Source organism: Actinokineospora fastidiosa, from assembly GCF_014648415.1.
GTDB lineage: Bacteria > Actinomycetota > Actinomycetes > Mycobacteriales > Pseudonocardiaceae > Actinokineospora > Actinokineospora fastidiosa.
The window spans coordinates 435,900-450,118 of record NZ_BMRB01000004.1; the positions used below are offsets into that span (position 1 = coordinate 435,900).

The window sequence follows — 14,219 nt, forward strand, 5'->3', positions numbered from 1 at the left end:
GATATTCGATGAGAACCTAGTCACATGGTGAGCGCTACCGATTGGTAGTTGTCCAACCTTGCACGGTGGCAGTCAACGCATTGCGCCGGACCACGGGCGCGGCAGGAGCACAGCTGGTCGGGGTCGGCGCCTATCGGCCCGACCTCGCCGTCGACAGCGCGGGCATCGCCGACCGCTTCGGCCGCACGGGGGAGTGGGTGCGCGAGCGCACGGGCATCGTGTCCCGCCGCTTCGCGGACGAGTCGGAGTCGATCGAGGTGATGGGCGCGGCCGCCGCGAGCCGGGCGTTGGACCACAGTGGACTCCCCGCCGCCGACGTCGACCTGGTGATCGTGGCGACCTGCAGCGCGCGGTCCCCGATCCCGGGGCTGGCGGCGGGCATCGCCGACGCGGTGGGCGCTGGCCGGGCCGCCGGGTTCGACCTCAACGCCGCCTGCGCCGGGTTCTGCTACGCCCTCGGCGTGGCCGCCGACACGGTGCGCGCGGGATCGGCCCGCACGGTCCTGGTCGTGGGCGCCGAGCGGATGAGCGCCTGGGTGGACCCGACCGACCTCGGGACCAGCATCATCTTCGGCGACGGCGCGGGCGCGGCCGTGGTGACCGCCGCCGACGAGCCGGGCATCGGCCCGGTGGTGTGGGGCAGCGACGGCTCGGCCGCCGACCTCATCCACATCCCCGACGGCGGCCTCATGCACATGGCGGGCCAGTCGGTGTTCCGCTGGGCGACCACCGAGATCCACCCGATCGCCCTCCAGGCCTGCGAGCGCGCCGGAATCCGCCCGGCCGACCTGTCCGCGATCGTGCCGCACCAGGCCAACCTGCGGATCATCAACGCCCTGGCCGCCAAGATCGGCGCCCCGGACGCCGCGGTGGCCCGGGACGTGGTGGACGCGGGCAACACCTCGGCGGCGAGCATCCCGATGGCCATCGACCGCATGCTGGCCGAGGGCCAGGCCGACCCCGGCGGCTTGGCCCTCCTGGTCGGCTTCGGCGCGGGCCTCACCTACGCCGCCCAGGTCGTCCGCCTCCCCCTACGCGTCCCCGCCCCGGTCTAGCCCACCCGCCTCAGATGACCCGATCATCCAGATGATGACGGCATATGACGACATCATTCGGATGATGCCATCATCGCAATGGTGAGACCGTCCGGATGATCTCACCATCCAGATGATCAGGGCATCTGAATGATCGGTCCATCCGGATGGTGAGATCATCCGGATGACGGGATCATCTGGATCTCGCGCGCACAAGTGGCCAGATCATTTGGATGGTCACGTCATCTGGATGGTGACGTCATCTGGATGGTGACGTCATCTGGATGGTCACGTCATCTAGTGGGGGGCCAGATGATCTGATCATCCGGAACGGTGGTTGCGGATCCAGTCTCGGTACCAGTGGTAGGAGTCCTTCGGGGTGCGCTTCTGGGTGGCGTAGTCGATGTGCACCAGGCCGAATCGCTCGCGGTAGCCTGCGGCCCACTCGAAGTTGTCGGTGAGGGACCAGGCGAAGTAGCCGCGCACGTCCACCCCGTCGGCGATCACGTCGGCCAGCGCCTGCAGGTGGGCGGCGTGGTAGTCGATCCGGGCCTGGTCGGGCACGCGTCCGTCGACTGGGTCCGGGTCGTGGAACGAGCAGCCGCTCTCGGTGATGTAGACCGGCGGCAGGTCCGCGCCATAGCGCGCGGCGAACATCGCCACCGTCTCCCGCAGGCCGGACGGCACGATCGGCCAGCCGAAGTCGGTCTTCGGGGCGTCGATGGGGCGGGGCTCGAACGGCAGGCCCGGCGGCAGCAGCGCGCCCTCCACCGCCACCGGCTCGCCGGACGGCGCGCCGACGATGCTCGGCTGGTAGTAGTTCACGCCGTAGAAGTCCAGCGGCTCGGCGATCGTCTTCAGGTCGTCGGCGACCGGGCCCGGCATCGCCGCCGCCAGTTCGGGCGCGGGGTACTCCCCGCGCAGGACCGGGTCGGAGAACAGCCAGTTGACCAGCGTCCGGTAGGTGTCGGCAGCGTCGACGTCCGCCGGGTCGTCCGACGCTGGCGACACGGCGCCGTGGTTGTTGGCGATGCCGATGCCCGTGCAGCCCGCCGCGCGCAGGGCCTGGACGGCGAGGCCGTGGCCCAACAGCTGGTGGTGCACGGTCGGCAGCGCGTCGAAGCCCAAGGCGTGCCCGGGCGCGTGGCTGCCCAGAGCGTGGCCGAACATCGTGACCACGACCGGCTCGTTCAGCGGCATCCAGAGCCGGACCCGGTCGCCGATGCGGTCGGCGACGACGGCGGCGTACTCGGCGAGCCGGAACGCCGTGTCGCGGTCGCGCCAGCCGCCCACGTCCTCCAGGTGCTGCGGGAGGTCCCAGTGGAACAGCGTCACCGCGGGCGCGATGCCCGCCGTCACCAGCTCGTCCACCAGCCGGTCGTAGAAGTCGAGCCCGGCCGGGTTCACCCTGCCGTACGGCAGCACGCGCGGCCAGGCGATCGAGAACCGGTAGGCGTCGACGCCCAGATCGCGCAGCAGGGCGACGTCCTCGCGGTAGCGGTGGTAGTGGTCGCACGCCACCGCGCCGGTGTCGCCGCCGTGGATCACGCCGGGGCGGGCGGTGAAGGTGTCCCACACCGACGGGGCGCGGCCGTCCTCGGCCACCGCGCCCTCGACCTGGTAGGCCGCGGACGCCGCGCCCCACAGGAAGCCGTCGGGAAACATGCCATCACTCCTCATCGGACCGAACGGATGCGGAACACGAGCACGGCGCCGAGCAGCCCGACCGCGGCGGCCACGGCGTAGAGCGCCGGGTACCCGCCGTACGAGCGGACCACCGGAGCCGCGATGACCGGGGCCAGCACCTGCGGCAGCGTGTTGGCGATGTTGACCAGGCCGAGGTCCTTGCCCCGGTCGGCAGCCGCGGGCAGCACCTGGGTGACCAGCGCGAAGTCGACCGCGGTGTAGGCGCCGAACCCGACGCCCAGCACCAGCGCCGCGGTCACCGCGCCCGGCCAGGTCGGCCACACCGCCAGCAGCACGGCCGCGGCGGCCATGACGACGCCCGACCCGGCCACGAACGCGCGCCGCGAGCCCGCCCTGTCCGACCACGAGCCCGCGACGACCACCGTGGCCAGCAGCGCCAGGGCGTAGAGCACGGTCAGCACGAGCACGCCGCCCTCGGGATCGGCGACCCCGACGGCGTCGTCCAGGAAGTAGAGCAGGTACAGCAGGGCGATCGCGTTGCCCAGGTTCATCAGGAACCGGGTGAGCCAGGCCCACCCGAAGTCGGGGTACCGGCGCGGGTTGATCACGAACCCGCGCAGCAGCGGACCGCGCGGGCGCTCGACCGCCGGTTCCGGGCGCACCAGGGCGAACGGGATCGCGCCGAGCACGACGACGGCGGCGCAGACCAGGTACCCGCCCGCGATGGTCCCGCCCGCCACGGCGAGCCCGGTCCCGGCCATCACCCCGACGGTCTGCGCGAGGCCGAACCAGCCGCCGACCACGCCCCGCCGCGCCTCCGGCACCCGGTCCGGGATCGCCGCGCTCAGCGCGGCCAGCGGGGCGTTCAGCGCCACCTGGACCAGGCACCAGCCCACGACCATGCCGAGTGCCGACGTCGCCCACGACAGCACGACGAGCCCGGCCGCCCCCGCGACGGACCCGCCGACGACCCACGGCACCCGCCGCCCCCATCGGCCGGTCGTGCGGTCCGACAGCGCTCCCCAGACCGGGTTGGCCACCATCGAGCACACCGCGCCCACGGCGGCGACGGTGGCCAGCAGGGTCTCCTTGCCCGCCGGGTCGACCAGGTCGGCCTGCTTGGCCAACAGGATCTGCAGTGGCCCGTACCAGCCGACGAAGGTCGCCACCGTGGTGAGCACGAGCGCGGCCGTCCAGCCCGAGGAGACGCCCCGCTCGACCGTCCGCTCCGCCACCGCGCCCCCAGGACATGAAGGAAGTTCGCGTCAGCATACGAACTCGGCGGGCGCGCCGATAGCCCCAAGCGCGGTCTCAGCCCGCGAACTCCTCCGGACGGCCGGACAGGCCCAACAGCCACTCGACGGCCTGCTCGCAGCGGGCGGCCGCGTGCCCGTCGCCGAGCGGGGTCGGCGTGCGCGGGCCGGTGAGCACCAGCTTCTCGGCGATGCGCGCGATGACCGCCCGGTCGAGGCCCGCTGTCCACGGCTCGCCCGGGTGCTCCGGCTCGGTCCAGGCGCCGCGTTCGCCGCTGAGCAGCAGCGTCGGGACGCCGAGGGCGCCCGCCTGCTCCACCAGCGGGCCGGGATCGCAGACCGCGGCGGCCGCCACCGACAGCAGGCCGATCAGGTCCGGCTGCGGCAGCGCGTCGGCGATGACCACCCGGACCAGCCTGCCGAGGCTGTCCTCGGCCAGCTCCCGCAGCCTGCTGCCGCGCGGCGCGGGCAGCACGACCTCCAGGTCCGGCGTGGCCAGGGCCAGGTCCGACACCGCGGGCAGCACGCGGGACAGCGCGCGCCTGCCGTGCCTGTCCGGGTCGAGGGAGACCAGCGCGACCCGGCGCTCGCCGCTGCGCGCGGCGTCCTCGAGGTCGGCGAAGGTCGAGAGCTTCCGGCGGGCCAGGGCCAATCGCGCGGCGTCCACCGCCGTGCTGCCGACCGTCAGCACCGTGCGGCAGGCGTGCGCCTCGGCGGCCAGGTTCGCGCTCGCCGCGGGGGTCGAGGTCAGGTGCAGGGAGGCGACCTGGGCGATCAGCCTGCGGTGGCCCTCCTCGGGGAACGGCGCGGTCAGGTCGTGCGAGCGCACCCCGGCGTCGAGGTGGACCACCGGGATCCGCCGCCAGAACGCGGCCATCGCCGCGCCGAACGCGATCGCCGAGTCGCCCGCGACCACGACGGCGTCCGCGTCGCTGTCGGCGAGCACACGGTCCACTGCGGACATCAGCGCGGGCGCCGACATGAGGCTGGCCGCCTCAAGCGGCACCACCGCGTCAGGCGCGGCGCCGAGCGCGGTGACGGTGTCGGCCGCGGCCGGACCGCACGCCGTCAACAGCACGCGGACACGTCCGTGTCCGCGCAACAACAACGCCAGGGGGGACAGGCGGACCGCAGCGGCCGCGTCAGTGGCCACCAGGCACACCACGGGTTCCGGCCCGGTCCGCGCGGGGAGGGGGACCAAAGTGCACGGTGCCAAGTCGCCCCCTTTCCACTGTGACCGACGTTACCTGCGGCGCGCGCCCCGCGCAGCCGACACGCCGTCAGTTCACGCGCCTGCCCGTGCGCAGGCGCGTCGCGTACACCGCGGCCTCGGTGCGGCGGTCGAAGCCGAGCTTGTGCAGCAATGTGGACACGTAGTTCTTGACCGTCTTCTCCGCCAGGTAGAGCTGCATGGCGATCTGCCGGTTGGTCATCCCCTCGGCGATCAGGTCGAGGATCTTGCGCTCCTGCGGGCTCAGCGTCGCGTACCTCGGGTCCTCCACCCGGCCCGCGCGCAGCCGGTCGAGCACGGTCGCGGTGACGCCCGCGTCCAGCAGCGAGCCCCCGCCCGCCAGCGTCCGCACCGCCGAGACCAGGTCGTTGCCGCTGACCTGCTTGAGCATGTAGCCCGCCGCGCCCGCCATGATCGCCCCGAAGAGGGCCTCGTCGTCGGAGAACGAGGTCAGCATCAGGCACGCGGGCGGGGGCGTGACCACCGAGCGCAGGTCGCGGCAGACCGAGACGCCCTCGCCGTCGGGCAGCCGCACGTCCAGGATCGCCACCTTCGGGCGCAGCGCGGGCACCCTGGCCAGCGCCTGGGCCGCGGTGGCCGCCTCGCCGACGACGTCGATGTCCGGCTCGGCCTCCAGCAGCTGCCGCAGGCCGCGCCGGACCACCTCGTGGTCGTCCAGCACGAACACCGAGATCGCCATCAGTTCTCCCGTCCACGCAGGGGGACCTGCCAGTCGATGCGGGTGCCGCGCCCGTCGGGGCTGTCGACGTGGCACCGCCCGCCCCAGCGCTCGGCCCGCCGGGCGATGTTGGTCAGCCCGCCCCGGTGGCCGACCTCGGCGGGCAGGCCCGCGCCGTCGTCGCGCACGGACAGCACCAGCATGGTCGCCGTGCGGTCGACCACGACGCTGACCATCACCTGGCTGGCCAGCGCGTGGCGCACCACATTGGACAGCGTCTCGCGCAGGGTCGCGATGAGGTCGAGCTGGATCTCCGGCGGCACCACCGAGTCCAGCGGCCCGTCCAGGCTGACGCTGGGCTCGAAGCCGAGGGTCACGGTGGCCTCGGAGATCGCCCGCAGGATCTCCCCGCGCGCGCTGTACGGGCCGTTCGCTGGCTGCTGGAGCGAGAAGATGCTGCGCCGGATGTCGCGGATGGTCGTGTCGATCTCGCCGACGAACCCGGCCAGCCGGGGCGCGACCGGCGCGCCCTCCTCGGCGCGGCCGAGGCCCTGCAGGCCGAGGCCGATCGCGAACAGCCGCTGGATCACCAGGTCGTGCAGGTCGCGGGCGATGCGGTCGCGCTCCTCGTACAGCGCCAGCCGCTGGCGGTCCTGCTGGGCCTCGGCGAACTCCACGGCCAGCGCGGCGTGCCCGGCGTAGCTGGCGATCATCGCGATGTCGTCGTCGTCGAACGGCGCGGCGCCGTGCGCCTTGGCCACGACCAGCACGCCGATGGGCTGCTGCCCGAGCGGCACGAACGCGGCGGGGCCGAGCACGCCGATGCCCGCGCCGAGGGTCTGGAAGGTGCGGGCCGACCGGCGGATGGTCGCCTCGGCGATCGCCTCGAACGCGCGCGGGCGGCCGGTGCTGTAGACGTCGCCGGTGATGCTGTCGGTCATGCCCAGACGCGCGCCCGTCAGCCGGTCGGCGAGCACGCCGTCGACCGTGTGGGCGACCAGCGTGTCCGGGCTCTCCGGGACCATGACCATCGCCAGCACCGCGCCCGGGATCTCGCGCGCGCGCCGGGCCAGCAGCCCGAACCCCTCGGCGGCGGGCGGGCCGGTGCGCAGCACGGCGGTGACCTCGTTGGTGGCGCGCAGCCACTCCTCGCGGCGGTGGCCGCGCTCGTAGCGGTGGGCGTTGCCCAGCGCGGCCCCGGCGGCCTCGGCCAGGGTGGCCAGCGCGTCGGCGTCGGCGGGGGTGAAGTCGGGCTCGTCCTCGGTCCGCACGACGCGCAGCGTGCCGACCGCAGCGCCCGCCACGGTGATCGTCTCGATGAGGCCCGGGCGCTGCGGCACCTCGGGGCCCACGGCGGCCCGGTCGGCGACCTCGCCGTCGCGGCCGAGCACGGTCAGCTCGGCGCGGGTGGCGTGGGTCAGGTCGACGGCCGCCTCGGCGGTGCGGTCGAGCACGGTGCGCGCGGACAGCTCGCGCCCGATGGCCAGCACCGCGGACAGCAGGGGATCGCTCGGTCGCGGGGTCCGGACGGCGACCGCCCCTGGCCCGCTCGCGTCACGCACGTCGGTGTCCAGCTCCGCCTCCGCTCGACCATCGCGCCCGCTCGCGGGGTGCACCTGTTGATGGGATCGCTCGCAATCCCGTAACTGATACACCCCCGAGCCATTTCCGTCCCCAATCGGACGAATTCATCACACCGGTTGGTTGCTCTTTTCCCGGTTGTATGCGCGCATGGTGGCCCGTCGACCGTGGCCACGGTCCGTCGACCGGGCGGTGACCGGCGGTGGGGATCGGGCTTCGCGCGGGGAATCCGCCGTCGGGGTCCGGGACTTCCGGCCCTACCCGCCGTAAGTCGCGCGCGTTTGTGCGGACACTTTCCCATTCCGCTCGAAATCAACGGAAAAGAGCAGTCCACCGCCCGGGACCGCCGCGAAGAACGATCCGCGCGCCCGGCGCGACGTCGATTCGCCAGAATGACCGATCGGGTGCGGAGAGCGCGTGCACCAGCGCCGCGCGGATCACCGCCGGATGGGTCACGGCGGCGATCCTGCGCGCGGCAGGCGGTTCGGCCAACCAGGTGGTGACGCGGGCGATCACCTCGGCCACGGACTCGCCACCCGGGGCCGCCTCGGCCGGGTCGGCGAGCCAGCGCGCGAGCGCGTCCGGCGCGATCTGATCCATGCCCAGCCCGCGCCACGCGCCCGCGTCCAGATCGCGCAGCGCGGGCACCGGTTCGGCGTCCAGCCCCAGGCAGCGGGCGGTGTCGGCGCAGCGCGTCTCCGGACCGCGCAGCGCGACGTCGACGCGCGGCGGGTCGGCGGGCGCGGGCCGCTCGACGGGTTCGTCGGCGGGGAACGCCGCCGCCCGGGTCGCCGCGGTGGGCTGGTGGGCGATCATGACCAGCGTCGACGGTGATCGCGAGCGCGTTGACACCATGACCGCCGCTCCCATACGTTCCTGGATCGACCCTGATGGTACGAGGAAGCCGGTGTGACTCCGGCACGGCCGCGCCACTGTGTGGTCCGCTCGCGGACCGCAGTCAGACCCTCTGCCGTCTTCCCCCACTGACACCGGGCCGCGGGTTGCCCGGATGGAGGTCCCCATGACGCACGCCGTCGCCACCCCCCTGCCGGTACGCATCCCGATCCGGGAGATCCTGCCCTACGCCGTGTTCGTCGGCGTCCTGTCGCTGCTGGTGATGTACTTCGTCAGCACCGAGCAGGGCGCGGTCGCGCTCTTCGACGGGACCACCGTCCACGAGCTCGTCCACGACGCGCGGCACCTGCTGGGCTTCCCGTGCCACTGACCGAGACACCGACGCTCACCGTTCGCTCCCTGCTCGTCTGGGGCCTGCTCGCGGGCCTCGTCGGCGGCCTGCTCGCCTTCGGCTTCGCCAGCGTGTTCGGCGAGCCCGCGGTCGAGCGGGCCATCGCGCTCGAGGAGTCGGCGGGCGGGCACTCCCACGGCGGGGACGGGCACTCCCACGCCGAGGAGCCCACTGAGGAACCCGCCGACGAGCCGGTGTCCCGGGCCTTCCAGGCCACCGGCGGCCTCGGCATCGGCGCGGTCGCCTACGGCCTCGGCCTCGGCGGGCTGTTCGGCATCGCCTTCGCCTTCGCCTACGGCCGCGTCGGCAGGCTGACGCCCAGGGCGACCGCCCTGGCGCTGGCCGGGTTCGGCTATGTCGCCGTCGTCCTCGTCCCGTTCCTGACCTACCCGGCGAACCCGCCCGCCGTCGGCCAGGCAGGCACGATCGAGGAGCGGACGGCGCTGTACTTCGCCATGATCGCCGTGTCCGTCGTGGCCGCGGTCCTGGCCGGGGCCGCGACCACCCGGCTCACGCCGCGCCTGGGCGGCTGGCCCGCCGGGGTGCTGGCCGCGGTCGGCTACGTCGTCGTGGTGACGGCGGTGGCCAAGCTGCTGCCGTCCTACCGCGAGGTGCCCGACGGCTTCCCCGGCGATCTGCTGTGGGAGTTCCGCATCGCCTCCCTCGGCACCTCGGCGGTGCTGTGGGCGGGCATCGGCGTGGTGTTCGCCGTGCTGCTGCACCGGGGTACCGCCCGGCGCTGAACCCCCGCTGCCCGTGTCCTCTTCGGACACGGGCAGCGGTGTCCTACCGGCTCAGCGCCGCCATCGCGACCAGGTGGTCGGCCGAGTCGAGCGGCCAGGTGCGCAGCCACACCGGTCCCTCGATCGCGCTCACGGGCACGAAACCGTACGCGCGGGAGTCGTCGGACACGGCCAGGTTGTCGCCCAGCAGCCAGACCCGGCCCGCCGGGACCTCGACCGACCCGGCCACCCCGCCACTGCCGTCCGGCGCGCAGCACAGCCGGGGCGTGTCCCACGGGTCGTCCGTCCCGGGCAGGACCAAGGACAACCAGGGGCCGACGCCCTCGGGCCGCACCTGCGCGCGCCCGTCGACCATCCGCACCCGGTCGCCGGGGACCCCGACCACGCGCTTGACCACGGCCGTCCCGTCCCGGTCCGCCACGACGACGGCGAGCCGGACGGGGGCGTAGTCGCCCGCGAACGGGTCGACGAGGATGCGCTGCCCCGGTTCCAGCGTGGGGGACATGCTCCGGCCCGCGACGACGGCGGAGGCGGCGTACCCCGTCACCGCGACGCCGAGCGCCGCGACGAGCACGGCGCTGGCGAGCACAGCGACCACCGTGTGCCGTCGCCGGGCGGCCGCCCTCATCCCCGCGCCGCGGCCAGGAACCGGGCGACCGCCTCGGGATGGCCCGCCGGATGGGTGTGCAGGTACGAGGCGTGCACGCTCGCGCTGGCGAAGCCCTCCCGGACGGCCGCGCCCGTCGCGTCGCGCCACGCCCACGCGGGCGGGTCGCCGTGCTGCGGCCGCGTGCGGGTGCGGTGGAACTCGTGGCCGGTGACGCGCGCTCCCGCCGGGTGCAGGCAGGAGTCGACGGTCGCCACGGCGTCGCGGTAGCCGAGGGTGAGCCGCGGGGTCATCTCCGCGTCGACCTGCAGGACGCCGCACATCGGCTTTTCGTCCAATGTGGACGCCAGGTAGAGCAGGCCGCCGCACTCGGCGTGCACCGGCAGACCCGCGCGCACGGCGTCGGCGACGGCCGCGCGCAGCGGGGCGTTGGCCGAGAGGGCGTCGGCGTGCTGCTCGGGGAAGCCGCCGGGCAGCACGAGACCGGCGGTGTCGGGCGGGAGTTTCTCGTCGCGCACCGGGTCGACCACCGCGACCTCCGCGCCAGCGGCGGCCAGCAGCTCGACGTGCTCGGCGTAGCCGAAGGTGAACGCGGGCCCGCCCGCCACGGCGATGACCGCGGCCGGTCCGCGCGCCACCTCGGCCGCGGCGTCCCAGGCGTCCCCGGGCAGCGCGGGCGCGGTGGCGGCCATCTCCACGACCGCGTCGAGGTCGACCGAGGACGCCACCAGGTCGGCCATCGCCGCGACCGCGCCGACGGCGTCCGCGCCGTGCTCGGCGGCGGGCACCAGCCCGAGGTGCCGCGACGGCACGGCGACCGCGCCCGCCCTGCGGACCGCGCCCAGCACCGGGAGGCCGACCTCCGCGCACGCCGCGCGCAGCACCTCCTCGTGCCGGTCCGAGCCCACCTGGTTCAGCACGACGCCCGCGAGCCGCACGTCCGGCCGGAACGAGCGGAACCCGTGCAGCAGGGCGGCGATGCTGCTGCTCTGGCCGCGCGCGTCGACCACGAGCAGCACCGGCGCGTCGAGCAGGCCCGCGACGTGCGCGGTGGAGCCGAACCCGGTCTCGATGCGGCCGTCGAACAGGCCCATCACGCCCTCGATCACCGCGATGTCCGCGCCTGCCGCGCCGTGCCGGAACAGCGGCGCGACCCGGTGTTCGCCGACGAGGTTCGGGTCGAGGTTGCGGCCGGGGCGGCCAGCGGCCAGCGAGTGGTACCCGGGGTCGATGTAGTCCGGGCCGACCTTGAACGGGGCGACCCGGCGGCCGCGGGCGCGCAGGGCGGCCATCAGCCCGGTCGCCACGGTCGTCTTGCCGCTGCCCGACGCCGGGGCGGCGATGACCAGCCGGGCTACCACTCAATGCCCTTCTGCCCCTTCTGCCCGGCGTCCATCGGGTGCTTGACCTTGGTCATGTGGGTGACCAGGTCGGCGGCGTCGACGAGGGCCCGCGGCGCGTCCCGGCCGGTGATCACCACGTGCTGGTGCCCCGGCCGCTCCGCGAGCGTGCGCACGACCTCGTCGACGTCGAGCCAGCCCCACTTGAGCGGGTAGGTGAACTCGTCGAGCACGTAGAGGTCGTGCTCCTGGGCCGCGAGCCTGCGGGCGATCTCGCGCCAGCCCTCCCTGGCGGCCTCGGCGTGGTCGGTCTCGGTGCCCGCCTTGCGCGACCACGACCAGCCCGAGCCCATCTTGTGCCACTGCACCGGGCCGCCCTCGCCGGTCTGCTCGTGCAGCCTGCCCAGCGCCAGGAACGCCGACTCCTCGCCGACGCGCCACTTGGCCGACTTGACGAACTGGAACACGCCGATGTTCCAGCCCTGGTTCCAGCCGCGCAGCGCGAGGCCGAACGCGGCGGTAGACTTGCCCTTCATCTCGCCGGTGTGCACCAACAGCAGCGGCCGGTTGCGGCGCTGCCGGGTCGTCATGCCGTCCTGCGGGACGACCTCGGGCTTCCCCTGGGGCATCGCGTCCTCCTTACGCCGCGCGGGCCGCGCGGACGACGCCCGCGACCGCGTCCGCCGAGAGGTCCGCCAGCCGGACCCCGGTGCCGCCGATGGCGGTCGTCAGCCGGTCGGCGAGGCCGAGGCGGACCGGGCCGCCCTCGCAGTCGACCACGACCGCGGCCACGCCGTCGCGGGCGAGCAGCCCCGCCGCCCGCTCCGCGTCGGCGAGCGGGTCGCCGCCGGGGCGGGCCGGGACGGTCGCGCGGCCGTCGGTGACCAGCACGAGCAGCGCGCGGCGGCGCGGGTCGCGCAGCCGCTCGGCGGCCAGCGTGCGGCGGGCGGTGAGCAGTCCGTCGGCCAGCGGCGTCCGGCCGCCGGTGCGCAGGTCGCGCAGGCGGGCGACGGCGGCCTCGACCGACGAGGTCGGCGGCAGGGCGAGGGTGGCCCCCGAGCCCCGGAGGGTGACCAGGCCGACCTTGTCCCGCCGCTGGTAGGCGTCGCGGAGCAGGGAGACGACGGCGCCGGTCACCGCGGTCATCCGCTTGCGCGCCGCCATGGAGCCGGACGCGTCGACGACGAACAGCACCAGGTTGGACTCGCGGCCCTCGCGGACCGTGCGGCGCACGTCGTCGGGGCGCAGCTCCAGCGCCGTGCCGCGGCGGCCGCGCGCCCGCTGGTGCGGGGCGGCGGCGGTCACGGTGCCGACCAGGTGGACGCCCGTGCCCCGGCTCGCGGCGCGCAGCGTGCGCCCGCCGCCGGACCGGGCGCGGGAGCGGCGGCCGGGCGCGCCCTCGCCGACGCCCGCGATCTCCAGCCGCCGCGCCTTGAACGCCGCGTCCGGGGCGCCCGCCCGCTTGCCGTCGCCGTCGCCCTGCGGGGCTGGCGGCGCTTTCGTCTCTTGTGGACTGTCATCCGGCGTGGGCGCGGACGCGGGCGGGTCGGGGTCCGGCTCGGGCTCGCCGTCGCCCTCGGCCTCCGCCGCGTCGCGCAGCGCCTGGTCGAGCTGCTTGTCGTCGAGACCGGGCTCGTCGAACGGGTCGCGCCTGCGGCGGTGCGGCAGGGCCAGCCGGGCGGCCACCTCGACGTCGGCCTCGGTGACCCGGTCGCCGCCGCGCCAGGCGGCGTGCGCGGCCGCGGTGCGGGCGACGACGAGGTCCGCGCGCATGCCGTCGACGTCGAAGGCGGCGCACACGGCCGCGATGCGGCGCAGCTCCGCGTCGGGGAGCGCGACGCCGGGCAGCGCGGCGCGGGCGGCGACGATGCGCGCGGCCAGCTCGGCGTCGGCGTCGGCCCACGCGCCCGCGAAGCCGACCGGGTCGGCCTCGTAGGCGAGCCTGCGGCGGATGACCTCGGCGCGGGTGTCGACGTCGCGGGCGGCGCGGACCTCGACGGTCAGGCCGAAGCGGTCCAGCAGCTGCGGGCGCAGCTCGCCTTCCTCCGGGTTCATGGTGCCGACCAGCAGGAACGCCGAGGCGTGCGAGACCGAGACACCCTCGCGCTCGATGTGCGCGCGGCCCATCGCGGCGGCGTCGAGCAGCAGGTCCACGAGGTGGTCGTGCAGGAGGTTGACCTCATCGACGTAGAGCACGCCCCGGTGCGCCGCGGCCAGCAGGCCGGGCTGGAAGGCGCGCACGCCCTCGCGCAGCGCGCGCTCGAGGTCCAGCGAGCCGACCAGCCGGTCCTCGCCCGCGCCCACCGGCAGCTCGACCAGCCGCGCGGGCCGCTCGGTCCGCCCGGCGTGCGGGGCGTCCGGGCAGCGCGGGTCCGGCGCGTCCGGGTCGCAGGAGAACCGGCAGTCGGCCGCCACGGCGATGGCGGGCAGCAGGGCGGCCAGCGCCCGCACGACCGTCGACTTGGCTGTGCCCTTCTCCCCGCGCACGAGCACCCCGCCGATCCCGGGGTGGACGGCGTTGAGCAGCAACGCGGTGCGTAGATCGTCGTGGCCGACGACGGCGGAGAACGGGTACCCGGCCTCGGGCATGCTGCAGTCCTCACTCCTCCGGGTCCGCGCCCGGTTCGTGATCAGGCAGGGCCGAGTGTCCTGGCTCCCGGATCGCCGCGCCCGCTCCGGCCTTCCCGGTCGCCCGGTGGCACGCGGGGGAGGGGCGCTCCCCGGTCACAGTGGCGGGACCGCACCGGATTCGCACCGGTTTCCTCGCACACCCTGCTTCGTCGCAAGGCATCGTGTCAGACCGGGCGCGGGTGGGCCAAGCCACGTGGCGTGGATCTCCGGCCGCCGGTTAGCGTGTG

The 14,219-nt window shown here is 74.9% G+C and carries 13 protein-coding genes and 1 riboswitch; of the genes, 3 read left to right on the top strand and 10 right to left on the bottom strand.

Annotation, left to right across the window (positions count from 1 at the left end; translation table 11 throughout):
• Positions 1 to 65: 65 nt before the first annotated feature.
• Positions 66 to 1,055 (top strand): beta-ketoacyl-ACP synthase 3, encoded by a 990-nt coding sequence (locus IEY98_RS24040; RefSeq protein WP_229787319.1) that lies wholly within the window; start codon positions 66 to 68, stop codon positions 1,053 to 1,055.
• A gap of 300 nt (positions 1,056 to 1,355) precedes the next feature.
• Here IEY98_RS24040 and IEY98_RS24045 read toward each other — a convergent pair whose 3' ends face one another.
• From IEY98_RS24045 to IEY98_RS24070, 6 genes are all read right to left on the bottom strand, one after another.
• Complete coding sequence (locus IEY98_RS24045; RefSeq protein ID WP_229787321.1) at positions 1,356 to 2,699, bottom strand: GH1 family beta-glucosidase; 1,344 nt, start codon at positions 2,697 to 2,699, stop codon at positions 1,356 to 1,358.
• Between the two features lie 11 nt (positions 2,700 to 2,710).
• On the bottom strand, positions 2,711 to 3,916 hold the full coding sequence (locus tag IEY98_RS24050; protein WP_189212868.1) for an MFS transporter: 1,206 nt from the start codon (positions 3,914 to 3,916) through the stop codon (positions 2,711 to 2,713).
• Between the two features lie 76 nt (positions 3,917 to 3,992).
• Complete coding sequence (locus IEY98_RS24055; protein WP_189212869.1) at positions 3,993 to 5,087, bottom strand: UDP-N-acetylglucosamine 2-epimerase; 1,095 nt, start codon at positions 5,085 to 5,087, stop codon at positions 3,993 to 3,995.
• Between the two features lie 127 nt (positions 5,088 to 5,214).
• On the bottom strand, positions 5,215 to 5,865 hold the full coding sequence (locus tag IEY98_RS24060; RefSeq protein WP_189212870.1) for a response regulator: 651 nt from the start codon (positions 5,863 to 5,865) through the stop codon (positions 5,215 to 5,217).
• Complete coding sequence (locus IEY98_RS24065) at positions 5,865 to 7,406, bottom strand: GAF domain-containing sensor histidine kinase (RefSeq protein WP_189212871.1); 1,542 nt, start codon at positions 7,404 to 7,406, stop codon at positions 5,865 to 5,867. The genes IEY98_RS24060 and IEY98_RS24065 overlap by 1 nt, the downstream gene beginning before the upstream one ends.
• 331 nt (positions 7,407 to 7,737) lie before the next feature.
• Positions 7,738 to 8,280: a histidine phosphatase family protein gene (locus tag IEY98_RS24070; protein ID WP_189212872.1), complete on the bottom strand. Its 543-nt coding sequence runs from the start codon at positions 8,278 to 8,280 to the stop codon at positions 7,738 to 7,740.
• 166 nt (positions 8,281 to 8,446) lie between these two features.
• On the opposite strand from IEY98_RS24070, the gene IEY98_RS24075 reads away from it, so the two are divergent.
• Both IEY98_RS24075 and IEY98_RS24080 read left to right on the top strand, forming a co-directional pair.
• A complete protein-coding gene (locus IEY98_RS24075; protein WP_189212873.1) occupies positions 8,447 to 8,650 on the top strand; it encodes a CbtB domain-containing protein in 204 nt (67 codons plus the stop codon).
• Positions 8,641 to 9,414: a CbtA family protein gene (locus tag IEY98_RS24080; protein ID WP_229787323.1), complete on the top strand. Its 774-nt coding sequence runs from the start codon at positions 8,641 to 8,643 to the stop codon at positions 9,412 to 9,414. The genes IEY98_RS24075 and IEY98_RS24080 overlap by 10 nt, the downstream gene beginning before the upstream one ends.
• Before the next feature lie 43 nt (positions 9,415 to 9,457).
• Here the strand turns inward: IEY98_RS24080 and lepB are convergent, their stop codons facing one another.
• From lepB to IEY98_RS24100, 4 genes are read right to left on the bottom strand one after another with little or no spacing between them, the layout of a single operon-like run.
• On the bottom strand, positions 9,458 to 10,003 hold the full coding sequence (gene lepB, locus IEY98_RS24085) for a signal peptidase I (RefSeq protein ID WP_189212874.1): 546 nt from the start codon (positions 10,001 to 10,003) through the stop codon (positions 9,458 to 9,460).
• Between the two features lie 35 nt (positions 10,004 to 10,038).
• Positions 10,039 to 11,382 carry a cobyrinic acid a,c-diamide synthase CobB gene (locus IEY98_RS24090; protein WP_189212875.1) on the bottom strand — a complete coding sequence of 448 codons (1,344 nt, stop codon included), beginning with the start codon at positions 11,380 to 11,382 and terminating at the stop codon, positions 10,039 to 10,041.
• Complete coding sequence (cobO, locus tag IEY98_RS24095) at positions 11,376 to 11,990, bottom strand: cob(I)yrinic acid a,c-diamide adenosyltransferase (protein WP_189212876.1); 615 nt, start codon at positions 11,988 to 11,990, stop codon at positions 11,376 to 11,378. The genes IEY98_RS24090 and cobO overlap by 7 nt, the downstream gene beginning before the upstream one ends.
• Before the next feature lie 10 nt (positions 11,991 to 12,000).
• The gene (locus IEY98_RS24100) at positions 12,001 to 13,950 is read right to left on the bottom strand and encodes a putative cobaltochelatase (RefSeq protein WP_189212877.1); all 1,950 of its coding nucleotides are present in this window, start codon (positions 13,948 to 13,950) and stop codon (positions 12,001 to 12,003) included.
• Positions 13,951 to 13,982: 32 nt separating this feature from the next.
• A riboswitch (cobalamin riboswitch) is annotated at positions 13,983 to 14,171 on the bottom strand.
• Positions 14,172 to 14,219 lie beyond the last annotated feature (48 nt).

Bases quoted from the DNA above. Each gene is read 5' to 3' on its own strand.
- IEY98_RS24045 (WP_229787321.1), bottom strand. From the start codon at position 2,699: ATGTTTCCCGACGGCTTCCTGTGGGGCGCGGCGTCCGCGGCCTACCAG.
- IEY98_RS24060 (WP_189212870.1), bottom strand. From the start codon at position 5,865: ATGGCGATCTCGGTGTTCGTGCTGGACGACCACGAGGTGGTCCGGCGC.
- IEY98_RS24070 (WP_189212872.1), bottom strand. From the start codon at position 8,280: ATGGTGTCAACGCGCTCGCGATCACCGTCGACGCTGGTCATGATCGCC.
- IEY98_RS24075 (WP_189212873.1), top strand. From the start codon at position 8,447: ATGACGCACGCCGTCGCCACCCCCCTGCCGGTACGCATCCCGATCCGG.
- cobO (WP_189212876.1), bottom strand. From the start codon at position 11,990: ATGCCCCAGGGGAAGCCCGAGGTCGTCCCGCAGGACGGCATGACGACC.
- IEY98_RS24100 (WP_189212877.1), bottom strand. From the start codon at position 13,950: ATGCCCGAGGCCGGGTACCCGTTCTCCGCCGTCGTCGGCCACGACGAT.